At 67.4% G+C, this 25846-nt stretch carries 26 protein-coding genes; 8 read left to right on the top strand and 18 right to left on the bottom strand.

Annotated features, from left to right (window positions below):
* Positions 1–11: 11 nt before the first annotated feature.
* Positions 12–809, bottom strand: coding sequence for an ABC transporter ATP-binding protein (locus AC3A5Z_RS08855; protein ID WP_487519002.1), 798 nt, complete (start codon positions 807–809; stop codon positions 12–14).
* 83 nt (positions 810–892) lie between these two features.
* Between AC3A5Z_RS08855 and AC3A5Z_RS08850 the strand changes: the two genes are divergently transcribed.
* A complete protein-coding gene (locus AC3A5Z_RS08850) occupies positions 893–1291 on the top strand; it encodes a cupin domain-containing protein (protein ID WP_487519001.1) in 399 nt (132 codons plus the stop codon).
* A gap of 3 nt (positions 1292–1294) precedes the next feature.
* Here AC3A5Z_RS08850 and hydA read toward each other — a convergent pair whose 3' ends face one another.
* Both hydA and AC3A5Z_RS08840 read right to left on the bottom strand, forming a co-directional pair.
* Positions 1295–2749 (bottom strand): dihydropyrimidinase, encoded by a 1455-nt coding sequence (gene hydA, locus AC3A5Z_RS08845; protein WP_487519000.1) that lies wholly within the window; start codon positions 2747–2749, stop codon positions 1295–1297.
* A gap of 88 nt (positions 2750–2837) precedes the next feature.
* Complete coding sequence (locus AC3A5Z_RS08840) at positions 2838–4097, bottom strand: Zn-dependent hydrolase (protein ID WP_487518999.1); 1260 nt, start codon at positions 4095–4097, stop codon at positions 2838–2840.
* A gap of 138 nt (positions 4098–4235) precedes the next feature.
* Between AC3A5Z_RS08840 and AC3A5Z_RS08835 the strand changes: the two genes are divergently transcribed.
* Positions 4236–4868, top strand: a complete 633-nt coding sequence (locus AC3A5Z_RS08835; protein ID WP_487518998.1) for a TetR family transcriptional regulator C-terminal domain-containing protein — start codon at positions 4236–4238, stop codon at positions 4866–4868.
* A gap of 6 nt (positions 4869–4874) precedes the next feature.
* On the opposite strand, the gene AC3A5Z_RS08830 is transcribed toward AC3A5Z_RS08835, so the two are convergent.
* A complete protein-coding gene (locus tag AC3A5Z_RS08830) occupies positions 4875–5159 on the bottom strand; it encodes a cupin domain-containing protein (protein ID WP_487518997.1) in 285 nt (94 codons plus the stop codon).
* Between the two features lie 242 nt (positions 5160–5401).
* Between AC3A5Z_RS08830 and AC3A5Z_RS08825 the strand changes: the two genes are divergently transcribed.
* Positions 5402–6490: a transglutaminase-like domain-containing protein gene (locus tag AC3A5Z_RS08825; RefSeq protein WP_487518996.1), complete on the top strand. Its 1089-nt coding sequence runs from the start codon at positions 5402–5404 to the stop codon at positions 6488–6490.
* A gap of 2 nt (positions 6491–6492) precedes the next feature.
* Here AC3A5Z_RS08825 and AC3A5Z_RS08820 read toward each other — a convergent pair whose 3' ends face one another.
* The 6 genes from AC3A5Z_RS08820 to pxpB all read right to left on the bottom strand — a co-directional run bounded on the left by AC3A5Z_RS08820 (position 6493) and on the right by pxpB (position 12945).
* Positions 6493–7545 carry a c-type cytochrome gene (locus tag AC3A5Z_RS08820; RefSeq protein ID WP_487518995.1) on the bottom strand — a complete coding sequence of 351 codons (1053 nt, stop codon included), beginning with the start codon at positions 7543–7545 and terminating at the stop codon, positions 6493–6495.
* Positions 7542–8114, bottom strand: coding sequence for a cytochrome c oxidase assembly protein (locus AC3A5Z_RS08815; RefSeq protein ID WP_487518994.1), 573 nt, complete (start codon positions 8112–8114; stop codon positions 7542–7544). Before AC3A5Z_RS08815 ends, AC3A5Z_RS08820 begins: the two co-directional genes overlap by 4 nt.
* Positions 8111–8509, bottom strand: a complete 399-nt coding sequence (locus AC3A5Z_RS08810) for a hypothetical protein (RefSeq protein ID WP_487518993.1) — start codon at positions 8507–8509, stop codon at positions 8111–8113. The genes AC3A5Z_RS08815 and AC3A5Z_RS08810 overlap by 4 nt, the downstream gene beginning before the upstream one ends.
* Positions 8509–11079, bottom strand: coding sequence for a cytochrome c oxidase subunit I (gene ctaD / locus AC3A5Z_RS08805; protein WP_487518992.1), 2571 nt, complete (start codon positions 11077–11079; stop codon positions 8509–8511). The genes AC3A5Z_RS08810 and ctaD overlap by 1 nt, the downstream gene beginning before the upstream one ends.
* The gene (locus AC3A5Z_RS08800; protein WP_487518991.1) at positions 11076–12053 is read right to left on the bottom strand and encodes a cytochrome c oxidase subunit II; all 978 of its coding nucleotides are present in this window, start codon (positions 12051–12053) and stop codon (positions 11076–11078) included. The genes ctaD and AC3A5Z_RS08800 overlap by 4 nt, the downstream gene beginning before the upstream one ends.
* Positions 12054–12213: 160 nt before the next feature.
* On the bottom strand, positions 12214–12945 hold the full coding sequence (gene pxpB / locus AC3A5Z_RS08795; RefSeq protein WP_487518990.1) for a 5-oxoprolinase subunit PxpB: 732 nt from the start codon (positions 12943–12945) through the stop codon (positions 12214–12216).
* A 108-nt stretch (positions 12946–13053) separates the two neighbouring features.
* On the opposite strand from pxpB, the gene AC3A5Z_RS08790 reads away from it, so the two are divergent.
* A complete protein-coding gene (locus tag AC3A5Z_RS08790; protein WP_487518989.1) occupies positions 13054–13833 on the top strand; it encodes a LamB/YcsF family protein in 780 nt (259 codons plus the stop codon).
* Between the two features lie 3 nt (positions 13834–13836).
* Here AC3A5Z_RS08790 and AC3A5Z_RS08785 read toward each other — a convergent pair whose 3' ends face one another.
* The 3 genes from AC3A5Z_RS08785 to AC3A5Z_RS08775 form a co-directional block, all read right to left on the bottom strand.
* Positions 13837–14781 carry a 5-oxoprolinase subunit C family protein gene (locus tag AC3A5Z_RS08785; RefSeq protein WP_487518988.1) on the bottom strand — a complete coding sequence of 315 codons (945 nt, stop codon included), beginning with the start codon at positions 14779–14781 and terminating at the stop codon, positions 13837–13839.
* 80 nt (positions 14782–14861) lie between these two features.
* Positions 14862–15152, bottom strand: a complete 291-nt coding sequence (locus tag AC3A5Z_RS08780; RefSeq protein ID WP_487518987.1) for a DUF2934 domain-containing protein — start codon at positions 15150–15152, stop codon at positions 14862–14864.
* Positions 15153–15180: 28 nt separating this feature from the next.
* A complete protein-coding gene (locus AC3A5Z_RS08775; RefSeq protein WP_487518986.1) occupies positions 15181–16161 on the bottom strand; it encodes a DUF808 domain-containing protein in 981 nt (326 codons plus the stop codon).
* 233 nt (positions 16162–16394) lie between these two features.
* Here AC3A5Z_RS08775 and AC3A5Z_RS08770 point away from each other — a divergent pair, with 233 nt between their 5' ends.
* From AC3A5Z_RS08770 to AC3A5Z_RS08760, 3 genes are all read left to right on the top strand, one after another.
* The gene (locus AC3A5Z_RS08770) at positions 16395–16538 is read left to right on the top strand and encodes a hypothetical protein (RefSeq protein ID WP_487518985.1); all 144 of its coding nucleotides are present in this window, start codon (positions 16395–16397) and stop codon (positions 16536–16538) included.
* A gap of 106 nt (positions 16539–16644) precedes the next feature.
* Positions 16645–17646 (top strand): type I glyceraldehyde-3-phosphate dehydrogenase, encoded by a 1002-nt coding sequence (gene gap / locus AC3A5Z_RS08765; protein WP_487518984.1) that lies wholly within the window; start codon positions 16645–16647, stop codon positions 17644–17646.
* A gap of 182 nt (positions 17647–17828) precedes the next feature.
* On the top strand, positions 17829–17984 hold the full coding sequence (locus AC3A5Z_RS08760) for a hypothetical protein (protein ID WP_487518983.1): 156 nt from the start codon (positions 17829–17831) through the stop codon (positions 17982–17984).
* 6 nt (positions 17985–17990) lie between these two features.
* Here the strand turns inward: AC3A5Z_RS08760 and coaD are convergent, their stop codons facing one another.
* From coaD to AC3A5Z_RS08745, 3 genes are all read right to left on the bottom strand, one after another.
* A complete protein-coding gene (gene coaD, locus AC3A5Z_RS08755) occupies positions 17991–18491 on the bottom strand; it encodes a pantetheine-phosphate adenylyltransferase (RefSeq protein WP_487518982.1) in 501 nt (166 codons plus the stop codon).
* 70 nt (positions 18492–18561) lie between these two features.
* Positions 18562–18996: a CBS domain-containing protein gene (locus AC3A5Z_RS08750; protein WP_487518981.1), complete on the bottom strand. Its 435-nt coding sequence runs from the start codon at positions 18994–18996 to the stop codon at positions 18562–18564.
* 52 nt (positions 18997–19048) lie between these two features.
* Entirely contained in the window at positions 19049–19936 is an 888-nt protein-coding gene (locus AC3A5Z_RS08745) for a LysR family transcriptional regulator (protein WP_487518980.1), read from the bottom strand.
* A gap of 99 nt (positions 19937–20035) precedes the next feature.
* Between AC3A5Z_RS08745 and AC3A5Z_RS08740 the strand changes: the two genes are divergently transcribed.
* The gene (locus AC3A5Z_RS08740) at positions 20036–21535 is read left to right on the top strand and encodes a CoA-acylating methylmalonate-semialdehyde dehydrogenase (RefSeq protein ID WP_487518979.1); all 1500 of its coding nucleotides are present in this window, start codon (positions 20036–20038) and stop codon (positions 21533–21535) included.
* A 154-nt stretch (positions 21536–21689) separates the two neighbouring features.
* Here the strand turns inward: AC3A5Z_RS08740 and uvrA are convergent, their stop codons facing one another.
* Positions 21690–24554, bottom strand: coding sequence for an excinuclease ABC subunit UvrA (gene uvrA / locus AC3A5Z_RS08735; RefSeq protein WP_487518978.1), 2865 nt, complete (start codon positions 24552–24554; stop codon positions 21690–21692).
* Positions 24555–24661: 107 nt separating this feature from the next.
* Entirely contained in the window at positions 24662–25837 is a 1176-nt protein-coding gene (locus AC3A5Z_RS08730) for an MFS transporter (protein WP_487518977.1), read from the bottom strand.
* Positions 25838–25846 lie beyond the last annotated feature (9 nt).

The following is a 25846-nucleotide window of genomic DNA, read 5'->3' as shown; positions in this document are numbered from 1 at the left end:
CGTGCATCGCCCTATTCGTCATAGGAATGCCCCGCCCTCAGCCCCTCGCGCACCCGATGCGCGATCTCGATGAACTCCCGGCTGTCGCGGATGTCGAGCGGCCGCTCCTTCGGCAAGGGGCTGTCGATCACGTCGGTGATCCGCCCCGGACGCGGGCTCATCACCACGATCTTGGTGGAAAGATAGACCGCCTCCGGAATGGAATGCGTAACGAATCCAATGGTTTTCCCGGTCCGGTTCCAGAGCTTCAACAGCTCCTCGTTCAGCCGGTCGCGCACGATCTCGTCCAGCGCGCCGAAGGGTTCGTCCATCAGCAGGATCTCGGCATCGAAGGCCAGGGCCCGGGCAATCGACGCCCGCTGCTGCATCCCGCCCGAAAGCTGCCAGGGATACTTCCTGCCGAATCCTTCCAGATCAACGAGTTGCAGAACGTCCTTCACCCGCCGCTCCTGCTCGTCGCGCGAGAAGCCCATGATCTCCAGCGGCAGCCGGATATTGCCCGCGATGGTCCGCCACGGGTAAAGCCCCGCGGCCTGGAAGACATAGCCATAAGCCCTTGACTTGCGGGCCTCTTCCGGCGTCATGCCGTTGACGGTCAGCACCCCCGCCGTCGGATGCTCCAGGGCCGCGATGGCGCGCAGGAAGGTGGTCTTGCCGCAGCCCGACGGCCCGATGAACGAGACGAATTCCCCCTTGCCGATCAGCAGGTTGACATCCTTCAGCGCATGCACCGGCCCGTCCGAGGTCTGGAAGGTCAGCTCCAGCCCCCGCGCCTCGATCACCGGCGATCCCGCCCCCTGATCGCTCATGCCATCCCCCCGGCGCGTGCAGGCAGTTGTCGGACGCGGCGCCCGTGGTATCCTGCCGACGTGGCCCCGAGGGAGGAACGCCGATGACCGACTGCCGCAAACTGCGCCCGACCGGGCTCTACGCCGGAAAGCAGGGCTTCAGCTACAACGAGGGAATCTCCGCCGAAACAACGGCTTCCCGCGCGATCTGCATGCATCTTCTGACCATCCCGCCCGGTGGGCGCGCCAAAGTGCACAAGCATTCCACTCATGAGACGGCGATCTACATGCTGGAGGGCGAGACGGTAATGTTCTGGGGCGAGCGGCTCGAACACCGGATGGACACCTTCGCCGGCGACATGATCTATATTCCCGCCGACATGCCGCATCTGCCCGTCAACCTCTCCGACCGTCCCGCCACCGCCGTGATCTCGCGCACCGACCCGCATGAGCAGGAAAGCGTCACGCTGCTGCCGGAGCTCGAGCATCTGGTTCCGCTCTGACACTCAGACCCCCGTTGCCGGAATGCCGCCCCGGGCCACCGGGCGCGGCGAGGTCAGGTCCTTCCAGGCCGAGAGCGCCCGGTTCACCGCCGGACGCGGCTCGCGCGCGACGAACTTGCCATGGCCCTCCTCGGTGCGGATCTCGCCGTCCATGACGGCGACCTTGCCGCGGCTCAGCGTGTAGCGCGGCAGGCCCTTCACCTCCTTGCCTTCGAAGACATTGTAATCGATGGAGGATTGCTGCGCTCCGGCCGAGATGACCTTGGTCTTCTCCGGGTCCCAGACCACCAGATCGGCATCCGCCCCCACCAGCACCGCGCCCTTCTTCGGGTAGCAGTTCAAAATCTTGGCGATATTGGTCGAGGTGACCGCCACGAATTCATTGGGCGTTAACCGGCCCGTGTTAACACCATAGGTCCAGAGCATCGGCAGCCGATCCTCCAGCCCGCCGGTGCCGTTCGGAATCTTGGTGAAATCGCCGACGCCAAATCGTTTCTGCTCGGTGGTGAAGGCACAGTGATCGGTGGCCACGACGGAGAGCGAGCCGGACTGCAACCCGGCCCAAAGCGAATCCTGATGCTGCTTGTTGCGGAACGGCGGGCTCATCACCCGGCGCGCCGCATGATCCCAGTCGGCGTTGAAATACTCGCCCTCGTCCAGCGTCAGATGCTGGATCAGCGGCTCGCCCCAGACCCGTTTGCCTAGGCTGCGCGCCCGGCGGATCGCCTCGTGGCTGTCCTCGCAGGAGGTATGCACCACATAGAGCGGCACCCCTGCCATGTCGGCGATCATGATCGCCCGGTTGGTCGCCTCGCCCTCCACCTGCGGCGGGCGGGAATAGGCATGCGCCTCCGGCCCGGTGTTGCCCTCGGCCAGCAGTCGCGCCGAAAGCTCGGCCACCACGTCGCCGTTCTCGGCATGCACCATCGCCAGCGCCCCCAGATCGGCGCAGCGGCGGAAGCTGGCGAAGAGCTCGTCGTCGTTCACCATCAACGCGCCCTTGTAGGCCATGAAATGCTTGAACGAGGTGATCCCGTGATCGACTACCGCCTGCATCTCTTCGAAGACCTGCTCGCCCCACCAGGTGATCGCCATGTGGTAGGAATAGTCGCAATTCGCCCTGCCGGACTTGTTGTGCCACATCTGCAGGGCGTCCATCAGCCCCTGCCCGGGCGCCGGCAGCGCGAAATCGACCACCATCGTGGTGCCGCCCGCCAGCGCCGCGCGGGTGCCGCTCTCGAAGTCGTCCGCCGAATAGGTGCCCATGAAGGGCATCTCCAGATGGGTATGCGGGTCGATGCCGCCGGGCATGACATAGCAGCCGGAGGCGTCGAGCACCTCGTCGCCCACGAGGTTCGGCCCGATGACGGTAATCACCCCGCCCTCGATCAGCACATCCGCCTTGTAGGTCAGATCCGCGGTGACGATGGTTCCGTTCCTGATGACCGTGGTCGCCATGTCTCACTCCCTGATGAAGGTCTCTGCCTTCTTCCCTGTGACAATATCCTCGGATGACGCGGGGGCCGGACGCCCCCCGCCACCGCTGTCAGGCGACAATTTCCGCCGTCTCGAGCACCGCGTGGAACAGCACATCCGTCCCCGCCGCCGCCCATTCCGGCGAGATCGCCTCGGCCTCGTTGTGGCTCAGCCCGCCGACGCAGGGGCACATGATCATCACCGTCGGCGCCACGCGGTTGATCCAGCAGGCATCGTGCCCCGCACCCGAGATGATGTCGCGATGCGAATAGCCCAGCTTTTCGGCCGAGGCGCGCACCGTCTCCACCAGCGCGGGATCGAAGGTCACCGGGTCGAAATGCCCGACCGGCTCCACCTCGAAACCAAGACCCAGCGCGTCGGCGATCTCTGGCGCCTCGGCCTCCAGCCGTGCCCGCATGCCGTCGAGCTTCTCGCGGTCGGGCGAGCGGAAATCGACGGTGAAGACCGCCTTGCCCGGGATCACGTTGCGCGAATTGGGATAGACATTGGCCTGCCCCACCGCGCCCACCGCGTCCGGCTGCGCCTCCATAGCGATGCGGTGCACCAGCTCAATGATCCGCGCCATGCCGAGCCCGGCATTCACCCGCATGTCCATCGGCGTGGAGCCGGTGTGCGCGTCGCGCCCGGTGAGCGTGATCTGCAACCACCAGAGCCCCTGGCCATGGGTCACCACGCCGATCTCCTTGCCCTCGGCCTCGAGGATAGGCCCCTGCTCGATATGCAGCTCCAGCATCGCATGCATCTTGCGCGCGCCGACCTCTTCGTCGCCAACCCAGCCGATCCGCTTCAACTCCTCGCCGAAGCTCTTCCCGTCGGCATCGGTGCGCGTATAGGCATAGTCCTGCGTGTGCAGCCCGGCGAAAACGCCCGAGGCCAGCATCGCCGGGGCAAAGCGCGCGCCCTCCTCGTTGGTCCAGTTGGTCACGACGATGGGGTGTTTCGTGCGGATGCCGAGATCGTTCAGCGAGCGCACCACCTCCAGCGCGCCCAGAACCCCGAGCACCCCGTCATACTTGCCGCCCGTCGGCTGGGTGTCGAGATGCGAGCCCATGTAGACCGGCAGCGCCTCGGGGTCGGTCCCGGGGCGGGTGGCGAACATGTTGCCCATGGTGTCGACGCCCATCGAACAGCCCGCGTCCTCGCACCAGCGCCGGAACAGCGCGCGGCCCTCGGCATCGGCATCGGTCAGGGTCTGGCGATTGTTGCCTCCCGCGATGCCGGGGCCGATCTTTGCCATCTCCATCAGGCTGTCCCACAGCCGCGCGGAATTGATGCGCAGGTTCTCGCCCGCGGCTGGACTGGCAGTCATGCTGGTCTCCCTGTGAGGGCGGGGTCTTCTGCCCCTTGCCCCGACTCTTCTGTTGTTCTCGGGCTCTCGCTCTGATCAGATCGAAGCGAGCACAACCTGACCAAGCGGTCAACAATATTCTGGGGGCGGGTCCTGCGCATGGCCGATGGCACCAGACCGACCAGACGCGAGGAAGCCCGGCGCGAGAACGAGCGGGCGATCCTTGCCGCGGCGGAAAAGGTCTTCGCCGAGGCGGGCTTCGGCGGCGCCACGATGCAGCTGATCGCCGATCTGGCAGGGCTGCCCAAGGCGAACCTGCACTATTATTTCCCAACCAAGGAAGACCTCTACCGGCGCGTGGTGCAGGACATCTTCGAGATCTGGCTGCATGCGGCGGATGTCTTCGACCTGGCCGATGGCCCTGTGGAAGGCATCGGTGCCTATATTGACGCCAAAATGGAAATCTCCCGCCGCCATCCCGCCGGATCGAAGGTCTGGGCGTCCGAGGTGATGCACGGCGCGCCGGTGATCCAGGATTATCTGGAAACCACGCTGCGCGACTGGACCGACAGCCGCATCGCCCGGATCGAGACCTGGATCGCCCAAGGCAAGATGGCCCCGGTCGATCCGCGGCATCTGCTCTACATGCTCTGGGCCACGACCCAGCATTACGCCGATTTCGGCCATCAGATCGAGACGCTGAACGGCGGCCGCGCCTTGAGCGAGGCCGACTGGCAGGCGGCGAAGCACAGCGTCAAGACGATCCTCCTGCGCGGGATTGGCGCGCGCTGAGCGCGGTCACTTCAACTCGACCTCGACGAAGCTCATGCCGGTCTCGCTCCGGCAGACCACATTGTGCTCCACGCCTTCGGCCCGCAGATAGGCTTCGCCTGCCCGCACCAGCACCTCGCGCGTGGCGCCGCCCGGCTCCTCCAGCAGCATGGCGCAATCGGTGATCGCGGTGATCACATAGTCATGGCCATGCCGGTGCCATCCGGTCTCGGCACCGGGGGCGAAGTCGAAGCGGGTGACGCGGACACGCGCGTCGTCGATCAGTGGGATGGCGATGCAGGCGGCTCTCATGCGGGGCTCCTCGGGGCCTATCGCGGCAGCATGCGGGGCCGGCCCTTCCGGCGCAAGGCGCTCGCGCCTTCTGCGAAAGCGCGGGGGCACGATCTTTCTGCGAAAGATCGGAGAGAGCGTTTTCGCAGAAAATGCGAGGGGGGGCGGATTTTCGCAGAAAATCCGGGTCAGGTGCGACAGGCTTGCATTGGAAGCGCGCTGGACCTAAAGCGCGACAGACCGCAGCCAGAAGGAGCCGGGTGATGGACAGACGGACAGCGATGAAGATCGGTGCGGCGGCCTCGCTGGCATCCTTCCTGCCGCGCGGGGCTTTTGCCGCCTTCACCCCCCGGCCCGCCGGCTGGCGCCAGTTCGAGGTGACGACCCGGATCGAGATCGCCCCCCCCCGCGCCGCGGCCCAGGTCTGGGTGCCGGTGCCGTCGGTCACCGAAGCCGACTGGATGCGCGCCGGCGACACGACCTGGACGACCAATGCCGCCAACGCCACCCTGACCCGGGACCCAGTCTATGGGGCCGCCCTCGTCCATGCCACCTGGGAGGCAGGCGATGCCCCCGCGGTGCTCGAGGTGATCTCCACCGTCTCGACCCAGGACCGTGCCGCCGACCTGAGTGCGCCCGGCACCCCTGCGCCGCTCTCCGAGGCGGATCGCGCGCTCTATACCGCGCCGACGCTGCTGATCCCCACCGACGGCATCGTCAAGACAACCTCCGACGAGATCGTCGCGGGCGCGGGCAGCGACATCAAGAAGGCGCGGCGGCTCTATGACTGGATCGTCGAGAACACCGCTCGCAACCCCGAAGTGCGTGGCTGCGGGCTGGGCGATGTGGCCTCGATGCTGGCAATGGGCGATCTGACCGGCAAATGCGCAGATCTGAACGCGCTCTATGTCGGCCTTGCCCGGGCGCAGGGCCTGCCGGCGCGCGATGTCTACGGTCTGCGCGTGGCGCCTTCGGCCTTCGGCTACAAGAGCCTCGGCGCGGGCTCTGCCACCGTCACCAAGGCGCAGCATTGTCGGGCCGAGGTCTTCCTCGAAGGCTTCGGCTGGATCGCAGTCGATCCGGCGGATGTGCGCAAGGTGATGCTGGAGGAGCCGCCGAAGAACCTCTCGATCGACGATCCCAAGGTGGTCGATGCCCGCGCCGCGCTGTTCGGGGCCTGGGAAGGCAACTGGATCGCCTACAACTTCGCGCATGACGTGGCCCTGCCCGGTGCCACGCAGGATCCGGTGGAGTTCCTGATGTATCCGCAGGCCGAGGTGGATGGCGAGGCGCTGGACCCGCTCGATCCCGACGCCTTCGCCTATACGATCACCGCGCGCGAGATCGCCTGACCTCAGCCGCCCGGTTTCGCGGGCGGCAACGAGGCATAATAAGCCGCGAGCGCCGCGATCTCGTCATCGTCGAGCGCTTCTGCCGCCTTGCGCATCAGCTGCGCCCGCGGCCCGCCACCACGCGGGCCGTCGCGCCAGAGCTTCAGCTGCTGGATGAGGTAAGGCTCGTACTGGCCTGACAGAGAAGGATATTCGGCATTCTCGCGCTCCGGCTCCGGGCCGTGGCAGCTGTGGCAGGCGGGCACGTCGCGGTTGCCGGTTTCGGCGAAGGCGAGCGCCCGACCGGCCTCGGCCTGCGGCGAGGGCTGAGCCTCGCCTTCGACCTCGGCAGAGGCGAAATGCCGGGCGAACTCGGCCAGGGCCGGCTCGGGCACGGCGGAGGCGGCTTGCGCCATGATCCCGCTCTGGCGGCGCCCTTCCCGATAGGCCTGCAGCGACATGGCGAGATAGGCTTCGGTCTGGATATCGAGCCGGGGGATGTGCGGATTTCCGGATCGGCCCTCGATGCCGTGACAGCCCGCGCAATAGGCCAGCCCCTTGGGGCCCTCGGCGGGAGCATTTTCCACCAGCGCCTCGTAATCGCTGGCGCCCATCTGCTGCACCCGGGTCAGGAAGGCCACCACCGGCCAGACCTCGTCGTCGCGGGCCGAGGGCCAGCCGGGCATGCCGCTCATCTTCACGCCTTCGCGGACGATGTAGCCAAGCTCGTTCGGCTGCCAGTTGCCCACCGCCTCGGCAATCGGCGGCGGCCGGGGGGTCATGGCGCGCATCGTGGCCGTTGTCTCCTCGCCCGGAGCGGCATGGCAGACGCGGCAGGCGGACTCGTAGTGCCGGGCGCCGAGGGCGGCCATGGCATCGGTCAGCTCTGGCACCTCCTCGGGGGCCGGAGCGCGCAGTTCGACGCCATTGCGGAAGGTGGTGTGCAGCACCCAGCCGACGCCCGGCCAATGGCCGTCGCGCGCCGACGTGTTGTAGAGCCCGAGAAACACCACCGAGCCTCCCGCAGCGGCGCCGAGCAGGACGAGCGTGGCCAGCGTCTTGATCACCGTGTTCATACCCGCTCCTCCCCCGGCAGGCGCAGCGCCCGCGACACCAGCCAGAGCCCGCCCAGGAGGTAGGCGGGCGTGCCGATCCCCAGCATGAGAAGGCCGCCGAGCCGCTGCCCGTCGATGTCCGGCGCGGTGCCGCAGATCTCGGCATAAAGATCGTCTGAGGCCAGCACCAGAAGCGCGCCCAGCAGCGTCATGTGCATCGAGGTGAGCAACAGCCCACCTGCCCCGGCCAGCGGCTCAGCCCGCAGCGCCCCGGCCCAGACCGCGAGCCCGCCCGCGAGGAACAGCGCCTGCTCCAGCAGATACCACGGCGCCTCCGTGCGGGCCGCGCCATGAAGCGCCGGCAGATGCCAGCCCCAGACGGTCAGGAACTCGATCACAGCCCCCGCCAGCACCGGCACACGCAACCGGCGCAAGGCGCCGGGAAAGGCCAGCACCAGCGCCGGGGCGGCGATGGCGACCAGCAGCATATGGGTCAGCATATGCGCCGGAAAGCCCCCGAAGCGCTGCAGTGGCGCGATCCAGGCCAAGGTGAGCACCACGGCGGCGAAGGCTGCGGCGGGGCGGTTCATTGGCAGGTTCCGGCAAACAGCGCGGGCAAGGCGCTGTAGACCGTGCCGATGAAGGCGACGATGGCGAGGAGGAAGGCGGCATGGCCGAGAAACTCGTGCCGCGCCTCGCTGTCGCCCGCGCCGTGGCTGTAGTCGTAGTCGTCGAGGTAATCCCACTGCCGCCAAGCCACCCAGCCGACCCAGAGGATGCCGCCGAGCGCCACCAGTGTCACCAGACCGATGCCGCCGCGCAGAAGCGGCAGCGCCTCGGGCGCCTTGGCGCAGACCACGGCGGTCGCGGCGTAGCAGAGCACGAAATGCACCGCCCAGATCAGCGGGCCGAAGGTGATGCGCCAGAGGCTCGAGCGTTCCTCGGAGAACTCCTGCTCCTGCGAGATGAGGCGGGTCTTTGCCATCACATCAGCCTCGGTGCGGCGGCGATAACCGCGACCGTCACCAGAACGGTGAGAGCAAGGAAGTGCCAGAACAGCGTGACATTCCAGAGCGGCGCATCGTAGCGCGGCGTGACCTTGCCGAAGATCAGCCCGGCGAGACAGTAGAGCTGCATGATGATCCCGCCGCCGATATGCACCGACGCCCAGACCACCAGCACGCACATTGAGGCCGGGTAGACATGCGAGGTGGGCGAGAGATCGAGCACCGAGCCGATGAGCGCCGCCCCGCCCGCCGCCGCCAGCAGGGGCGCCAGCACGAGGCAGAGCTTGGCCAGCCCCGGCCTCTCCCGCCGGTTGACCTCCCGCGCGGCGATCATCAGCGCCCAACTTGCCGCGAGGGCGACGAGACAGCCGAGCGCCAGCTGCCAGTCGGCATGGAGTGCGCCTTCGGGCGGGTAGTTCGGGCTGGCGGTCCAGTAGAAGAACACGCCGAAGACGAGGCTGGCGAAGGCGGTGGCATCGCCCAGCATGGTGATCCAGACCGCCCACCAGCCGACCGCGCCAGAGCCCGAGACATAGATCGGCAGCCGCAGCTTCAGCCCCGCGTCCATCGTCTCGGCCTCCGGGATCTCGGCGGTGCCGGTCCAGAGCCAGATGAGCACGGTGAGGATGGCGAAGCCTGCCGAGACGATGGCGGGCACATAGAGGTCGAAGGTCGGCAGGATGAAGGCGCCCCCGGTGAAGGCCGCGGCCCAGAGGGTGATCCAGGTCGGCTTGCCGATGCGCAGCACCTGCGACGGCCGCGCGTCGATGACCGAGGTGATCAGCGTTTCTCGGTCGCCGGTGGCGGCGTCGGGCAGGTAGTAACGCCCGCCGTCCATCCGCTCCAGAAGCTTTGGCTGCTCCCAGAGCGGGTAGCGGCTGTGGATGTAGGGGATCGAGCGCACGCCCCAGTTCTCGCTCGGGTTCACGTCATGCGACCATTCCAGCGTGCCCGCGTTCCACGGGTTGCGCTCGGTCACGGGCTGGCGGCCTTTCGGGCGGATCAGATCCCAGGTGAAGACGCAGAACCCCAGCGCGATGATAAAGGCGCCGAGGGTCGAGACCATGTTGAGCCCGTCCCAGCCGATCTCGCCCGGATAGGTGAAGACCCGGCGCGGCATGCCGAGAAGCCCGGTGAGGTGCATCGGCATGAAGCAGAGGTTGAAGCCGGTGAAGATCAGCCAGAAGCTCCAGCGTCCCAGCCGCAGCGAGAGCTTCTTCTTGGTGATGACCGGGAAGAAGTAATAGACCCCGGCGATCAGCGGAAAGATCATGCCGCCAAACAGCGTGTAGTGGAGATGCGCCACGATGAAGTAGCTGTCGTGCACCTGCCAGTCGAAGGGGGCGATGGCGACCATGACGCCGGTCAGCCCCCCCGCAGTGAAGATCGCCAGCGCCCCGGCGATCCAGAGCATCGGCAGGCTCATCGTCACCCGGCCCACCATGAGCGTCGCCACGAAGGCGAAAAGCTGCACGCCGGTCGGGATCACCACCGCCTCGGAGGCCGCCGAGAAGAAGCCGAGCGACATGGCGGGCAGGCCCGTGGTGAACATGTGATGCACCCAGAGCCCGAAGCTCAGGAAGCCGGTACCCACCGCCGACAGCACGATCCAGGAATAGCCGACGATCGGGCGCTGCGCCGCCGTGGGCACAATCATCGCGGCAAGGGCGATGGAGGGCAGGAAGATGATGTAGACCTCCGGATGGCCGAAGATCCAGAACAGGTGCTGCCAGAGCATCGGGTCGCCGCCGCGCGTCGGGTCGAAGAAGGGCCAATTGAACTCGCGCTCCATCTCGAACAAGAGGTCGCCCGCGATCAGCGGCGGGAAGGCGAAGAGGATCATCCCGCCGACCACCAGCACATACCAGGCGTAGAGCGGCATCAGGTTGACCCGCATCCCGGGCGGGCGGCATTTCAGCACGCCGACGATCAGCTCCACCGCCGCGGCGATGGAGGCCACTTCGATGAACGACAGGCCGAGAAGCCAGATGTCGGACCCATGGCCCTCGTCCTGCGTGGCCAGCGGCGGATACATGAACCAGCCCGAGCGCGGCGCGGCATCGAACAGCACCGAGCCCATGACGAAGATGCCGCCGATCACGAAGCACCAGAAGCCGTAGGCCGAGAGCCGGGGGAACGGCAGGTCGCGGGCGCCCAGCAGCGAGGGCAGGATGATGATCGAGACCGCCTCGAACATCGGCACGGCGAAGAGGAACATCATCGCCGAGCCGTGCATGGTGAAGAACTGATTGAAGCGGTCGGCGGAGAGGAAATCGTTGCCGGGCACTGCGAGCTGCACCCGCATCAACAGCGCCAGCACCCCCGCCGCCAGCATGAAGAAGAAGGCGGTCATCGCATACCAGACGCCCACCTCGGAGTTGTTCACGTCCGACAGGTAGCGCCAGCCCTTCGGACTTTCCCAGACCTTGCGGAGCCGCTCGGCCTGCGCCTTCTGCAGCGCCTCGGGCACCGGCTCGGAAAGCATCTCCTCGCTCGGGGGGAAGATGCCTTCGGGCAGCGGCGCGTCGGTGGCCGTGATGCGCGTCATTTCAAACTCTCCAGCCAATCGGCAAGCACGCCCAGTTCGTCGCGCGTCAGGTGGTCATAGGCGGGCATTGCCGCACCGGGCTTTATCGCCGGGGCATTGGCGACCCAGTCGATCAGCGCCTCGCGCTCCATCGGCAGGATCCCCCCGGCGAGCGAGGTGCGGCTGCCGAGATGGCTGAGGTCGGGGCCTACGGCAGAGACGGCGGAGGTGCCGCGCAGGGCGTGGCAGGCGGCACAGCCCTCGGCAAAGAAGAGATCGCGCCCGGGACCGGGGGGCGCGGCAGAGGCCGCCGCCTCGCCCGCCAGCCAGTCAGTGAAGGCCGCCTCCTCCATCGTCACCGCGTTCAGGGCCATCAGCGCATGCGACAGCCCGCAGAACTCGGCGCATTGCCCGCGATAGGTGCCGGCCTTCACCGGCTCCAGCGACATGCGGGTGAACTTGCCGGGGAACATGTCGGTCTTGCCGCCAAGGCCCGGCACCCAGAAGGAATGGATGACGCGCGACGAGGTCAGCTCGATCTCGGTGCGGCGCCCGACCGGCAGGCGCAGCTCGTTGGCCGAGAGGATCGGCGTCTCGGCGCCCTCGGGCCAGTATTCGACCCGCCACCAGAATTGCTCGGCGGTGATCCGCACCTTGAGCCCGTCGCCGGCGGCGCGCTGGTCGGGCATGATGCTGAGCCCGTAGCTGAGCAGCGCCGTCAGCACCACGACAGGCAGCACCACCCCGCCGCCGATGATCACGCCCTCGGCCAGACGACGCGACATCGGGCGTTCGGTGAAGCGGGTGACGTAGAAGAAGAGCCCGTTCACGCCAAGCCAGAGCACCACCGCCCCGGCCAGCATGACGTAGAACAGCCGCCCGAGCTGCACCGCATCGGCCCCGCCCCCGCCGAAGGCCGATTGCGGCCCATCGCACGCGGCGAGGGTCAGGCCCGAGAAGACAAGGAGAAGGCAGGCCCGGGGGGTAAGGCGCATACGGTCACTCGACGTCTGTTCCACACAAGCGCGCCCATCCCCGCGCACTGGCAGGGATCACGGGAATGCCGTTTTCTTCACAGAAACGTGCGTCCGCGCGAAGCGTTCCCCTGGAGCGCCAGATTATCCGCTGCCTCTGGGGGCCGCCGCCATTCGTGCTTCACGAATGGCGGGGCATCTCCTCGAGCTCGGCGCAGATCTCGCCCCGCGCGCTCAGCGCGTCGAGCCGCGCGGCTTCGGCCTCGGCTATGGCGTGGAAGCGGATGGCATCGCCCGCCTCGAAGACGAAGGGCCGGGAGCGGGCCGGATCGAAGCTCCGCAGCGGGGTGCGCCCGAGGAAGCGCCAGCCGCTCGGCGAGGCGACCGAGCCGACCGAGGCCTGCCTGCCGCCGATGGCGATGCCGCCCGCCGGGGTCAGCTGGCGCGGGGTGGCCAGACGCGGCATGTGCAGCGCCTCGGGCAGACCGCCGAGATAGGCATAGCCCGGGACGAAGCCGATCATGTAGACGCGATACTCCGCCCCCGCATGAAGGCCGATCACCTCGGCCGGGGAGAGCCCCTTCAGCCGCGCGATCTCTTCCAGATCGAGCCCCGCCGCGCCGCCATAGAGCACCGGCACATGCCAGAGCCGTTGGGCCAGCGTCTCGGGCCGCGCCGCCGCGGCACGGTCCAACAGCAGGGAACCGAGAGCGGCGCCACGGATCACATCGGGGTCGTATTGCACCAGAAGCGAGCGGTAGCTCGGGGTGGTCTCCATCAGACCGGGGATCGGGTGCGCGGCCAGATCGCGGTCGAGCGCAATGACGCGGGCATTGTCCTCCGGGTCGATGCGGTCGGAAAATTCCACCACCAGCGCCTGATCGCCTGCCGCGAGAAGTCTTGGCTCCGCCATCGCTGCCCCCTGCCCGCCCCGCCACCGGCAGGGCCATTGCCTTTCGGGTTGCAGTATCGGTCTCGCGCGGTATGTCAAGCCAACCGCCCCCGGGGCAAGGAGGTCGCGATGACCAGAACCATCGATCTGAACTGCGACATGGGCGAGGCCTTCGGCCCCTACCGGCTGGGCGACGATGCGGCGATGCTGGCTCTGGTAACCAGCGCCAACATCGCCTGCGGCTTTCATGCCGGCGATCCGGTGGTGATCCGCAACACGCTGCGTCTGGCGCGCGCGCGGGGCGTGGCGGTGGGGGCGCATCCCTCTTTCCTCGACCTCTACGGCTTCGGACGGCGGCGGATCAGCGGCGAGAACCCCGAGGATCTGGAGGCGCAGCTGATCTACCAGATCGGCGCTGTCGAAGCGCTGGCGCGGGCCGAAGGCTGGCCGATCACCCATGTGAAGACCCATGGCGCATTGGCCAACATGGCCGCCGAGGATGCCGTGCTGGCCGGGGTCTGCGCCCGGGCGGCGAAGGCGGTCGATCCGGGGCTGACCATGGTCGTGCCGCCCTATTCCGAGGCTATGCGCGCCGCCGAGGCCGAGGGGCTCGCCGTCGCCTGCGAGATCTACGCCGACCGTGCCTATACCGACGCGGGCGGGCTGATGCCGCGCAGCCGACCCGGCGCGGTGATCCACGACCCGGCGGCGAGCCTGAAGCAGGTGCTGCACATGGTGGTTGACGGCTTCATCCCCACCGAAAGCGGCAAGCGGTTGCCGGTGGAGGCCGCGAGCCTCTGCATCCATGGCGACACGCCCGGCGCGGTGGAGATCGCGACGCGGCTGCGCGAGGGGCTGGAGCGCGAGGGCGTGAGCGTCCGCCCCTTCCGCCTGCCCCCGACGGGCTGAGGCTCAGACCGGCTCCAGCCCGGCCAGCGCTTCGGCATAGGCGGCGCGGGAGGCGAGCAGCAGATCCTCGGCCTCGGCCTGCCCGATGCGGAGGAAGCGGAAACGCGCCCCGGTCGGCATCTGCGCCAGCCGCGGCAGATCGACCGAGGCGACGGTGGCGATCTTGGGATAGCCGCCCGTGGTCTGGCGATCCGCCATCAGCACGGTGGGCTGGCCCGATCCCGGCACCTGCACCGACCCAGCAAGCGTGGCGTCCGACACGATGTCATGCCCCTTGCAGGCAGGCAGCAGCGGGCCTTCCAGCAGCGTCGCCATCCGGTCGCGCTTGGCGCTGACGGTATGCGGGTGACGCAGGAAGCGGGCCCAGGTCTCCGCGTCGAAGTGATCCTCCTGCGGCCCCGGCACCACGCGGACCGGCCCGCGCCGCAACCGCCAGGGGCGGGTCAGCCGCAGCTTCGGCGCAGGCTTGGCCTCGCCCAAGGGCAGGACATCGCCCTCTTGCAGCGCCCGCCCCCCGTGCCCACCGAGCCCGGTGCGCAGATGGGTGGCCCGCGCGCCCAGCACCGGCTCGGTCAGTATGCCCCCTGCCACGGCCACATAGCCCCAGACCCCGTCGCGGATCGCGCCCACCGTCACCAGCGCGTCCGCGGGCACCGGGTGGCTCTGCCAGACCGGCACCGGCTTGCCGTCGATCCTGAGGTCGGTCACAGCGCCGGTCACGGCGATGCGCAGCGCGGTGGAGGCGGTGAAGCTGCCGCCGAAATAGGCAAATTCGAGAGCGGCGGAGTCGGAATCGTTGCCGACCAGCGCATTGGCCATACCGAAGGCTTCGGCATCCATGGGCCCCGAACGCGAAACGCCGGAGCGCAGGTATCCCCTGCGTCCGGCGTCCTGAACGGTCATCATCAGGCCGGGTTTCACGATGCTCAGGCTGGGCGCATGGCGCATGGTCCGCTCCCCGATCCGGACGCGTCGGCGCCCCCCGGATCAGGGTCTAGGCGCCCGCTCCCCGGAAGGCAATGCACGCCTCAGTCCCAGCTCGGGCGGCCTTCGCGCTTGGGATAGGCCTGTTCCTCGCCCTGATCTGTGGTCGTGGGAAACTCGCCCTGGTTCTCGACGGCAAGAAGCGACTCGCCGTCCGGCAGATGCTCGTTCACCTCATGGGTGCCCGCATGCGGGTTTTCCTCGATCGCCAGAAGTTCGCGCGCCCGGTCGAGATAGGGAATGAAACCGCCGTCGGGTGAGCCGTCCTCCTTCCAGAGGGTTTCGGCACGTTCTGCGACCCGGCGATCCCAGGCTTCGAATTCTTCGCGGTTCATCGGCAGCTCCTCTGGATTTGCTGCCGCCTCAATGCTTGGGCGCGGCGCCGGTTCCGTGGCTGTCGCGGCGGAAGAGCCCCATGACCGGGGCCACGATGTAGCTGGCGACCGGGATCAGCGCGAAGCCGAGCGCCAGACCGAAGATGCCATCCATTGCCGCCTTGGCCACCCATTCCACCGCGCCCGGCGCCTGCGGCACAAGCGCCCCGGCAGCCGCAGCCCAGTCGTGGATGTGATGGCCGAGCCAGCCGAAGCCCAGCTCCTCCATGCCGTGGATCACGATGGAGCCGCCGACCCAGAGCATCGCTGCCGTGCCCACCGTGCTGAGCGCAGTGAGGAACTTGGGCATCCCCTTGACGATGGCCCGCCCCAGCGCGCGGGTGAGGCCGAGCCGGCCCTGCAGGCTCATGTGCAGGCCCACGTCATCGGCCTTCACGATCAGCGCCACCCCGCCATAGACGAGGATGGTGATGCCGATGCCAACGACGGCGAGGGTCATGGCCTCCATCACGAAGCTGCCCACCGGGATCGCTGCGAGGGCGATGGTCATTATCTCGGCCGAGAGGATGAAATCGGTCTTGATGGCGCCCGCCACCTTGGCCTCTTCGAGATGGGTCGGATCGCCGGTCTGATACTGCTCATCGGCATGGCTGCCGGGAAAGAGCTTGTGGGCGATCTTCTCCGCCCCCTCGAAACAGAGATAGGCGCCGCCGAGCATCAGGAGCGGCGAGATCACCCAGGGAGCGAAGGCCGAGAGCGCGAGCCCCGCCGGAAGCAGGATCAGCAGCTTGTTCTTCAACGACCCCTTGGCGATGCGCCAGACGATAGGCAGTTCGCGCTTGGCCTCGAAGCCCTGAACGTATTTCGGCGTCACCGCCGCGTCATCGATCACCGCGCCCGCGGCCTTTGCCCCGGCCTTGGCCGCCTGCCCGATCACGTCATCCACCGAGGCCGCCGCCACCTTGGCGATCGCGGCGACATCATCGAGCAAGGCAAGCAATCCGCTCATCCGGTATCCTTCGGGGTCAGGGCCGGAGAGCCGGCGGCAACATCTGCATCGGTGTCTTGTCAGGCCATAATGTTCGCGGCAAGCCCCGCGTTCCGCAACTTGCGCGCAGTTGCCGAAATTCGGCCCGGGGCTGGCCGCGCGCCCGCCGAAGTGTCGCATTCCCGCACGCCGCCCCGAAGGTCAGGCTTCGCCGCCAGCCCCCAGACGGCGGGCGCTTTCTGCCGGAGCATGCCATGACCGACCGCCTCGCCCTCGTCCTCGCGCTGCTGGTCCTCGGGCTGGTGGCGCTGGATCTGGGGCTCGTGCAGGGCGGCGCGACGCTGCTCATCTTGCGCAAACTGTCGCGGCTGGTCGAATATGTGGCGTTCTGGCGCTGAAAGCTCCAGTGTAAGGGTTGAATCGGACGGATTTCTGAGGACGTTAGCCATGGTGCTGACCGGATTCGCGCGAGTCGCGACGCTCCGGCATAATTGGGAGAACTCTATGACCGTAAAAGTGGCAATCAACGGCTTTGGCCGTATCGGGCGCAACGTGCTGCGCGCCATCATCGAGTCCGGCCGCACCGACATCGAGGTGGTTGCGATCAACGACCTCGGGCCGGTCGAGACCAACGCCCATCTCCTACGTTTCGATTCCGTGCACGGGCGTTTCCCGGGCACCGTGACCACCACCGCGACCACCATCGACGCGGGCCGCGGCCCGATCGAGGTCACGGCGATCCGCAACCCGGCCGAACTGCCTTGGGGCCATATCGACATCGTGCTGGAATGCACGGGCATCTTCACCGACAAGGAGAAGGCCAAGATCCACCTCGAGAACGGCGCCTCGCGCGTGCTGGTCTCGGCGCCCTCGACCGGCGCGGACAAGACGATCGTCTATGGCGTGAACCATGACACGCTGACCAAGGACGATCTGATCGTTTCCAACGCCTCCTGCACGACGAACTGCCTGTCGCCGGTGGCGCAGGTGCTGCATCAGGCGATCGGGATCACCAAGGGCTTCATGACCACGATCCACAGCTACACCGGCGACCAGCCGACGCTGGACACGATGCACAAGGATCTCTACCGCGGCCGCGCCGCCGCCCTGTCGATGATCCCGACCTCGACCGGGGCCGCCAAGGCCGTGGGTCTGGTGCTGCCGGAACTGAAGGGCAAGCTCGACGGCGTGGCGATCCGCGTGCCGACGCCGAACGTGTCGGTCGTCGATCTGGTGTTCGAAGCCTCGCGGGCAACCTCGGTGGAAGAGATCAACAACGCGATCCGCGAAGCCGCCGATGGCCGCCTGAAGGGCATCCTCGGCTACACCGACGTGCCGAACGTGTCGTCCGACTTCAACCACGACCCGCATTCGTCGATCTTCCACATGGACCAGACCAAGGTCATGGACGGCAACATGGTGCGCATCCTGTCCTGGTACGACAACGAGTGGGGCTTCTCCAACCGCATGGCCGATACCGCCGTGGCAATGGGCAAGCTGATCTGATCCACGTCTGATCCAAGACCGCCGAAAAACCGGACGGGCCGACGCTTTTCCCAGCGTCGGCCCGTTTTCGTCATGCCGCGGACGCATGGCGCCACGGTTCAGACGCAGGTGGTTGACGTTAGGGAGAGCGGCTATATCGGGGACGGAGGAGGACGAGTGAGACGACAGTAAAGGATACCAACATGACCACCCTCATCAGCACGCTTCTCGACGCCGCCCGCAAGCAGGCCCGCTACCGCCGCACCCGCGCCGAACTGGCCCGCCTGCCGATCGACACAAGGCTCGACAACGACATCTACGACATCGAAGAGACCGCCCGCCGCGCGATCTGGGGCTGAGCCTTCTCAGCCCTGCCGCGGGTAGCGCGCTCCCAGCGCCGCCTCCACCTCGGGGGTCACGAATTTCGACACGTCGCCCCCCAGCCGGGCAATCTCCTTCACCAGCTTCGACGCGATGGCCTGCCTGCGGGCATCTGCCATCATGAAGACGGTCTCGATGCTGGCATCGAGCGCGCGGTTCATGCCGACCATCTGAAATTCATATTCGAAGTCGGCGACCGCCCGCAGGCCGCGCACGATGACGGTGGCGCCCACGTCGCGGGCGCAATCGATCAGCAGGTTCTCGAAAGGATGCACCACGATCTCGCCGCCGCAGCGCGCGACGATCTCGGCGCATTCGGTCTCGACCATCGCCACCCGCTCCTCCAGGCTGAACAGCGGCCCCTTGTCGCGGTTGATCGCCACGCCGATCACCAGACGGTCGACCAGTGCCATGGCGCGCTGGATGATGTCGACATGCCCCAGCGTCACCGGATCGAAGGTGCCGGGATAAAGACCGATGCGCATGGAAGCCCCCTTTTAGCGTCCCGGGAACGCAACATTACTGTGCACCGGGATGCAACCGGAAAAGCTGCGGCTAAAATCCCTTGATCATGCCCTCCAGCGCGTCCTTCTGCATCGACAGCTCCGAGAGTCGTGCCTTCACCACGTCACCGATCGAGATCATCCCGACCATCTCGTCCTCGACCATCACCGGCATGTGGCGGAATCGCCCGTCGGTCATGGTCTGCAGCACATCGACCGCCCGGTCGGAACAGCCGCAGGTGATGACATTCGCCGTCATGATCGCGTCGACCCGGTCGTTCAGGCAGGCCGGCCCGCGCCGCCCCAGCTCGCGCACGATGTCGCGCTCGGACAGCATGCCCTCCAGCTTCTTGCCGTCGGAAGAGACCACCACCGCACCGATCCGCCGCGACGAGAGCACCTCCACCGCGCTGGCTATGGAGGCATCGGGCTGGACTGTGACCACCCCGTCGTCCGACTTCAACTTCAGGATCTGTTGAACGATCATCATTTCCTCCCAGAAACTCTTCGCCTCCGACTCAGCTTAGCGCAGATTCGGCTCAAGTCATGCCTTCCAAACGTATGACTTCGCGCCGGAGGCCGCTGGCCAGCGCATCGGCGAAGCGGTTCATCCGCTCCACCCGCCGGTCGTCGGCATGGCGGATCAGCCAGAAGGCCCGGGTCAGGCTGACGGCCTCGGGCAGGATCTTCACCAGCTCCGGCGCCGAGGGGATGGCGAAGTCATGCACGATGCCGATGCCGCCGCCGGTCCGGAGCCAGTTCAGCTGCACCGAGACCGAGTTCGAGGCCAGAGGCGCCGCCCCTGCCCCGATCTCGGTCAGGTAGTCCAGCTCCTTGTCGAAGATCATGTCGGGGATATAGCCGACGATCCGGTGTGCCTTCAGATCCTCGAGGCTCTGCGGCGCCCCCGCCCGCTCCAGATAGGCGCGGCTCGCCGCCAGATGCAGCTTGTAGTCGGTCAGCTTCTGCACCGTCAGCCGCCCGGCCTCGGGCCGCGAGACGCCGATCGCCATGTCGGCCTCGCGCTTCGACAGGTTGAAGACCCGCGGGAGGGCAACGATCTGCACCTCCAGCCCCGGGTTTTCCTCGCAGATCCGGGTGACGACCTGAGGCAGCAGGTAGTTGGCGCAGCCGTCCGGCGCGCCGATCCGGATCTGCCCGGTGAGCCCCGAGGCGCCCTGCACCTCTTCCACCGCCTCCAGCATCGCCTGCTCGGCCCGCTCGGCATGGGCCAGCATCCGCTGGCCCTGCTCGGTCAGCGCATAGCCCTGCGGGCTCTTGGCAAAGAGCCGCGCCGTCAGCGCCTCTTCCAGCCGAGCCACCCGCCGCCCCACCGTCGCCGGATCGAGACGCAGCACCTTGCCTGCGCCCGACAGGCTCTCGCTGCGCGCCACCGCCAGAAACACCCGCAGATCGTCCCAGTCCATGCCCCGCCCCTGCAAAACCGCAAAACGCTTTTGAAACCTTGCCGCTTTATCCGGCAAATTTGCAAGGCTAAGGTCAGGTCAGCAAATCGGGAGGACTCCATGCAGGAACTGAGCCACTGGATCAACGGCAAGCACGTGAAGGGCACCTCGGGCCGCTTCGCCGATGTCTTCAACCCCGCTACCGGCGAGGTGCAGGCCCGCGTGCCGCTCGCCTCCAAGGCCGAGCTTGACGCCGCGGTCGAGGCCGCCGCCGCCGCCCAGCCGAAATGGGCCGCCACCAACCCGCAGAAGCGTGGCCGGGTGATGATGGCGCTGGTCAACCTGATCAACCGCGACATGGAGAAGCTGGCCGAGGCGCTGAGCCGCGAGCATGGCAAGACCATCCCCGACGCCAAGGGTGACATCCAGCGCGGGCTGGAAGTGATCGAATATTGCATCGGCGCGGCACAGATGCTGAAGGGCGAGTTCACCGACTCCGCCGGCCCCGGCATCGACATGTATTCCATGCGCCAGCCGGTCGGCGTGGCGGCGGGCATCACCCCCTTCAACTTCCCGGCGATGATCCCGCTGTGGAAGATGGGCCCGGCGATGGCCTGCGGCAACGCCTTCATCCTCAAGCCCTCCGAGCGCGACCCCTCGGTGCCCTTGATGCTGGCCGAGCTCTGCAAGGAGGCGGGCCTGCCCGACGGCATCCTGCAGGTGGTGAACGGCGACAAGGAATCGGTCGACGCGATCCTCGACAACCCGACCATCGCCGCGGTGGGCTTCGTCGGCTCCACCCCGATCGCCGAATACATCTACACCCGCGGCTGTGCCAACGGCAAACGGGTCCAGTGCTTCGGCGGCGCCAAGAACCACATGATCATCATGCCGGATGCCGATCTCGATCTGGCCGCCGACGCGCTGGTCGGTGCGGGCTACGGGGCGGCGGGCGAGCGCTGCATGGCGATCTCGGTCGCGGTCCCCGTGGGTGACGCCACCGCTGACGCGCTGATCGAGCGGCTGATCCCGCGCATCGAAAAGCTGAAGGTCGGCCCCTATACCGCCGGCAACGATGTCGATTACGGCCCGGTCGTCACCGCCGCCGCCAAGCAGAATATCCTCAAGCTGGTGCAGTCGGGCGTCGATCAGGGCGCGAAGCTGGTGGTCGATGGCCGCAACTTCGCGCTGCAGGGCTACGAGGACGGCTTCTTCGTCGGCCCGCATCTCTTCGACCATGTCACCCCCGAGATGGACATCTACAAGAAGGAGATCTTCGGGCCGGTGCTCTCCACCGTGCGCGCCGCCTCCTACGAGGAAGCGCTGGGTCTGGCGATGGACCATGAATACGGCAACGGCACGGCGATCTTCACCCGCGACGGCGATGCCGCCCGCGACTTCGCCAACCGGGTGAACATCGGCATGGTCGGCATCAACGTGCCGATCCCGGTGCCGCTGGCCTATCACACCTTCGGCGGCTGGAAGAAATCCGGCTTCGGCGACCTGAACCAGCACGGGCCCGACGCCTTCCGCTTCTACACCCGCACCAAGACCATCACCACGCGCTGGCCCTCGGGCATCAAGGAAGGCTCCGCCTTCAATTTCAAGGCAATGGACTGACGTCAAAAGGGCGGCACCTCACAGTGCCGCCCCTCATTTTCTGTCCGCAAATATCCCCGCCGGAGGCTCCCCGGCCTCCCCGGGCGACACCCCTTGCCGATCACCCCCGCGGCAGCAGCGGCGCGCGGGGGCTCGATGCCCCCGAGCGGCGCTCCTACTCCGCGGCCAGCCGGCGCGGCTTCAGCATCGGCGCCAGGTAGCGCCCGGTGTGCGAGGCCTCCACCTTGGCCACATCCTCGGGCGTGCCCTCGGCGACGATGATCCCGCCGCCATCGCCGCCCTCGGGGCCGATGTCGATGATCCAGTCGGCAGTCTTCACCACGTCGAGGTTGTGCTCGATCACCACCACGGTGTTGCCCTGCTCGACCAGCTCGTGCAGCACCTCCAGGAGCTTCTTCACATCCTCGAAATGCAGGCCGGTGGTCGGCTCGTCGAGGATGTAGAGCGTGCGCCCCGTGGCCCGCCGCGCCAGCTCCTTCGACAGCTTCACCCGCTGCGCCTCGCCGCCAGACAGCGTCGTCGCCTGCTGGCCGACCTTCACATAGCCGAGGCCGACCCGCACCAGCGCGTCCATCTTCTCGCGGATCGAGGGCACGGCCTGGAAGAAGACCTGCGCATCCTCCACCGTCATGTCCAGCACGTCGGCGATGCTCTTGTCCTTGAACTTCACCTCCAGCGTCTCGCGGTTGTAGCGCGCGCCCTTGCAGGTCTCGCAGGTGACATAGACGTCGGGCAGGAAGTGCATCTCGATCTTGATGACGCCATCGCCCTGACAGGCCTCGCAGCGCCCGCCCTTCACGTTGAAGCTGAAGCGCCCGGGCTGGTAGCCGCGCGCCTTGCTTTCCGGCAGGCCCGCGAACCAGTCGCGGATCGGGGTGAAGGCGCCGGTATAGGTCGCCGGGTTCGAGCGCGGGGTGCGGCCGATCGGGCGCTGGTCGATGTCGATCACCTTGTCCAGATGCTCGAAGCCGCGGATCGTCTCGCAGGGCGCGGGCGTCTCGCGCGCGCCGTTCAGCCGGGTGGCGGCGGTCTTGTAGAGCGTCTCGATGGTCAGCGTCGACTTGCCGCCGCCCGAGACTCCGGTGACGCAGACGAACTTGCCCAGCGGGAAATCCACCGTCACGTCATGCAGGTTGTTGCCCGAGGCCTTCACCACCGTCAGCTTCTTGCCGCTGCCCGTCCGCCTGGTCGAGGCGACGGGAATGCTGCGCGCGCCGGACAGATATTGCCCGGTGAGGCTGGCCGGATCTGCTGCGATCTCGGCGGGCGTGCCATGCGCCACCACCTGCCCGCCATGCACCCCGGCGCCGGGGCCGATGTCGAAGACATAATCCGCCTCGCGGATCGCATCCTCGTCATGCTCCACCACCAGCACTGAATTGCCCTGATCGCGCAGGTTCTTCAGCGTGGTCAGCAGCCGGTCGTTGTCGCGCTGGTGCAGCCCGATCGAGGGTTCGTCGAGCACGTAGAGCACCCCGGTCAGCCCCGAGCCGATCTGGCTCGCCAGCCGGATGCGCTGGCTCTCGCCGCCCGACAGCGTGCCCGCCGCGCGGCTGAGCGACAGGTAGTCGAGCCCGACATTGACGAGGAAACCAAGCCGCTCGCGGATCTCCTTCAGGATCGCCCGGGCGATCTCGTTCTTCTGGTTGGTGAGCGCATCGGGCACCGTGCCGACCCAGGCAAAAGCCTCCTTGATCGACATCTGCACCACCTGGCCGATGTGGATGCCGCCGATCTTCACCGCGAGCGCCTCGGGCTTCAGCCGGTAGCCGTGGCAGGCGCCGCAGGGGCGGTTGTTCTGGTAGCGCTCGAACTCCTCGCGCACCCAGGCCGAATCCGTCTCCTTGTAGCGCCGCTCCATGTTGGGAATCACGCCTTCGAAGACGCGGCTGACCTGATAGATCCGCCCACCCTCATCATAGCGGAAGCTGATCTCCTCCTCGCCAGAGCCGCGCAGGAAGACCTGATGCACCTTCTCGGGCAGCTCCTTCCATTTCTTCTTCTTGTCGAAGCCGTAATGCTTGGCCAGCGCGTCGATGGTCTGGTTGAAATAGGGCGACTTCGATTTGGCCCAGGGCGCCAGCGCCCCCTGCGCCAGCGTCAGCCCTTGGTCAGGCACCACCAGCCGCTCGTCGAAGAACAGCTCCATCCCCAGACCGTCGCAAACCGGGCAGGCGCCGAAGGGCGCGTTGAACGAGAACAGCCGCGGCTCGATCTCGGGAATGGTGAAGCCCGAGACGGGACAGGCGAATTTCTCGGAGAAGGTGGTGCGGATAGGGTCGCCCTCGCCCTCAGCCGGCGCCGTCTCCAGCACGGCGATGCCGTCGGCGAGGTTCAGCGCGGTGCGGAACGAATCCGCCAGCCGGGTCTGGATGCCGTCGCGCACCACGATGCGGTCGACCACCACGTCGATGTCATGGCGGAACTTCTTGTCCAGCGTCGGCGCGTCCTCAAGCTCGTGGAAGGTGCCGTTCACCTTGACCCGCTGGAAGCCCTGCTTGCGGAGCTCCATGAACTCCTTCTTGTACTCGCCCTTCCGGTCGCGGACGATCGGCGCCAGCAGATAGGCGCGCGTGCCCTCCGGCATGGCCATGACCGCATCGACCATGTCCTGCACCTGCTGCGCGGTGATCGGCAGGCCGGTGGCGGGGGAATAGGGCGTGCCGACCCGCGCCCACAAAAGGCGCATGTAGTCGTAGATCTCGGTCACCGTGCCGACGGTGGAGCGCGGGTTCTTCGAGGTGGTCTTCTGCTCGATGGAGATCGCGGGCGAGAGGCCCGAGATATGATCCACATCGGGCTTGCCCATCATGTCGAGGAACTGCCGCGCATAGGCGCTCAGGCTTTCCACATAGCGGCGCTGGCCTTCGGCATAGATCGTGTCGAAGGCGAGGCTCGACTTGCCGGAGCCCGACAGACCGGTGATCACCACAAGCTGGTCGCGCGGAATGTCCACGTCGATGCCCTTGAGGTTATGCTCGCGCGCCCCGCGCACCGAGATGAACTTCTGTTCGGCCATGCCCACGTCCCTGCTGTCTGAAGCACCAGAGATAGGCGAGCAGGGCTGAGTCTCCAACCCAAAAACGTGAACAATCTATGAACGCAGAGCTGGTTTGCGGAAATAGTTCAGCTCGCGACGCGGCGCCGGGCGGAAAGCCACTGATGCAGCACGATCCCGGCGGTCGCGGGCAGCAGGCAGAACAGCACCAGCCCGGCAATGCCCTGCCCGGCGATCAGCGCAGCGAGCAGCGGCGTGCCGCAGGTGGTGCCGAGATTGCCGAGTTGTGCCAGCGCCCCGGAGGCGCGGCTGCGGCTCTCAAGATCAGGGTTGAGCTGCGGGATGGCGGCGAAGCTCGCCCCCTGCACCAGCCCCAGCGCCGCGGCGAGGATCAGGCTCGCCACCGCCAAAGGCAGCGGCGCGCCGCGCTCCAGCCAGATCAGCCCGGCGGCAAGCAGCGTCGCAGCGAAGCCCAACTGCACCACCCGGATCGCCGGCACCCGCCCCAGCAGCCAGACCCCCAGCGTCAGCGAGACGGCGATGCTGGTCAACGGCATGGCCGAGGCGAGAAGCTCGCGGTAAGGCCCCGCAAGCGTCGGCAGCAGCGTCAGCAGCGCGATATAGATGAGCGCATAGCAGTAGAAGCCGATGGCGGGGGCAGCGACGCTGGGCGAGGCATAGATCTCGCCATGCTGGCGCAGCAGACGGCCCGGCGACAGCGGCAGGGCGGGCCCCGGCCGATCCAGCGGCAGGACACGCCAGAGCAGGAGCGCGAAGGCAGCCATATAGGCGGCATGCGCCAGAAACAGCGCGCTGACTCCCTGCGCCTCGGTCAAAGGGCGGCCGAGCGCGGCTGTGATAGCGAAAGATACGGCGAAGAAGCTGCTCCACAGCGTCATCGCCAGCCCCTGCAGCCGGGGCGGCGCAATCTGCGCGATCAGCACCGGGGCGGCCACCACGATGGCCAGATGCGAGCCACCCTCGACCAGCCGCAGCGCCAGCATCACCGGCAGCGGCGGCAGCAGCGCCTGCAGCGCGGAGAGCACGCCCCCCAGCGAAAGCGCGGCGACCAGCACCCGCCGGTAGCCCAGCCGCTGCACGAGGAGCCCCGCCGTGGTGCCGAAGATCAGCCCGACGAAGCCGACGATGGAGACGGTGAGCCCCAGCGCCACCTCGCCCCGACCCGGATAGGCCAAGGCGATATGGTCGAAGATCACGCCGAGCTTAGCGAATTGCGCGGCAGAGCCGAGCCCGGCGCCCCAGAGCGCCAGAACCAGCAGCATCGGAGGTGCGGGACGGGTCATGCGCGCAGG

The sequence above is a fragment of the Cereibacter sp. Soil_C_27 genome (genome assembly GCF_057657095.1).
Note: the sequence above shows the minus strand (reverse complement) of the source record. Positions and strands in the feature narration are given on the sequence as shown.

Excerpts from the sequence above, each read along its gene's own strand:
- ctaD (WP_487518992.1), bottom strand. The coding sequence starts at position 11,079 with ATGACGCGCATCACGGCCACCGACGCGCCGCTGCCCGAAGGCATCTTC.
- pxpB (WP_487518990.1), bottom strand. The coding sequence starts at position 12,945 with ATGGCGGAGCCAAGACTTCTCGCGGCAGGCGATCAGGCGCTGGTGGTG.
- gap (WP_487518984.1), top strand. The coding sequence starts at position 16,645 with ATGACCGTAAAAGTGGCAATCAACGGCTTTGGCCGTATCGGGCGCAAC.
- AC3A5Z_RS08745 (WP_487518980.1), bottom strand. The coding sequence starts at position 19,936 with ATGGACTGGGACGATCTGCGGGTGTTTCTGGCGGTGGCGCGCAGCGAG.
- AC3A5Z_RS08780 (WP_487518987.1), bottom strand. The coding sequence starts at position 15,152 with ATGAACCGCGAAGAATTCGAAGCCTGGGATCGCCGGGTCGCAGAACGT.
- uvrA (WP_487518978.1), bottom strand. The coding sequence starts at position 24,554 with ATGGCCGAACAGAAGTTCATCTCGGTGCGCGGGGCGCGCGAGCATAAC.
- AC3A5Z_RS08785 (WP_487518988.1), bottom strand. The coding sequence starts at position 14,781 with ATGCGCCATGCGCCCAGCCTGAGCATCGTGAAACCCGGCCTGATGATG.
- AC3A5Z_RS08820 (WP_487518995.1), bottom strand. The coding sequence starts at position 7,545 with ATGAACACGGTGATCAAGACGCTGGCCACGCTCGTCCTGCTCGGCGCC.
- AC3A5Z_RS08800 (WP_487518991.1), bottom strand. The coding sequence starts at position 12,053 with ATGCGCCTTACCCCCCGGGCCTGCCTTCTCCTTGTCTTCTCGGGCCTG.
- AC3A5Z_RS08750 (WP_487518981.1), bottom strand. The coding sequence starts at position 18,996 with ATGATCGTTCAACAGATCCTGAAGTTGAAGTCGGACGACGGGGTGGTC.
- AC3A5Z_RS08760 (WP_487518983.1), top strand. The coding sequence starts at position 17,829 with ATGACCACCCTCATCAGCACGCTTCTCGACGCCGCCCGCAAGCAGGCC.
- hydA (WP_487519000.1), bottom strand. The coding sequence starts at position 2,749 with ATGGCGACCACGGTCATCAGGAACGGAACCATCGTCACCGCGGATCTG.
- coaD (WP_487518982.1), bottom strand. The coding sequence starts at position 18,491 with ATGCGCATCGGTCTTTATCCCGGCACCTTCGATCCGGTGACGCTGGGG.
- AC3A5Z_RS08810 (WP_487518993.1), bottom strand. The coding sequence starts at position 8,509 with ATGGCAAAGACCCGCCTCATCTCGCAGGAGCAGGAGTTCTCCGAGGAA.
- AC3A5Z_RS08850 (WP_487519001.1), top strand. The coding sequence starts at position 893 with ATGACCGACTGCCGCAAACTGCGCCCGACCGGGCTCTACGCCGGAAAG.
- AC3A5Z_RS08770 (WP_487518985.1), top strand. The coding sequence starts at position 16,395 with ATGACCGACCGCCTCGCCCTCGTCCTCGCGCTGCTGGTCCTCGGGCTG.
- AC3A5Z_RS08790 (WP_487518989.1), top strand. The coding sequence starts at position 13,054 with ATGACCAGAACCATCGATCTGAACTGCGACATGGGCGAGGCCTTCGGC.
- AC3A5Z_RS08815 (WP_487518994.1), bottom strand. The coding sequence starts at position 8,114 with ATGAACCGCCCCGCCGCAGCCTTCGCCGCCGTGGTGCTCACCTTGGCC.
- AC3A5Z_RS08730 (WP_487518977.1), bottom strand. The coding sequence starts at position 25,837 with ATGACCCGTCCCGCACCTCCGATGCTGCTGGTTCTGGCGCTCTGGGGC.
- AC3A5Z_RS08830 (WP_487518997.1), bottom strand. The coding sequence starts at position 5,159 with ATGAGAGCCGCCTGCATCGCCATCCCACTGATCGACGACGCGCGTGTC.
- AC3A5Z_RS08855 (WP_487519002.1), bottom strand. The coding sequence starts at position 809 with ATGAGCGATCAGGGGGCGGGATCGCCGGTGATCGAGGCGCGGGGGCTG.
- AC3A5Z_RS08825 (WP_487518996.1), top strand. The coding sequence starts at position 5,402 with ATGGACAGACGGACAGCGATGAAGATCGGTGCGGCGGCCTCGCTGGCA.
- AC3A5Z_RS08775 (WP_487518986.1), bottom strand. The coding sequence starts at position 16,161 with ATGAGCGGATTGCTTGCCTTGCTCGATGATGTCGCCGCGATCGCCAAG.
- AC3A5Z_RS08740 (WP_487518979.1), top strand. The coding sequence starts at position 20,036 with ATGCAGGAACTGAGCCACTGGATCAACGGCAAGCACGTGAAGGGCACC.
- AC3A5Z_RS08840 (WP_487518999.1), bottom strand. The coding sequence starts at position 4,097 with ATGACTGCCAGTCCAGCCGCGGGCGAGAACCTGCGCATCAATTCCGCG.
- AC3A5Z_RS08835 (WP_487518998.1), top strand. The coding sequence starts at position 4,236 with ATGGCCGATGGCACCAGACCGACCAGACGCGAGGAAGCCCGGCGCGAG.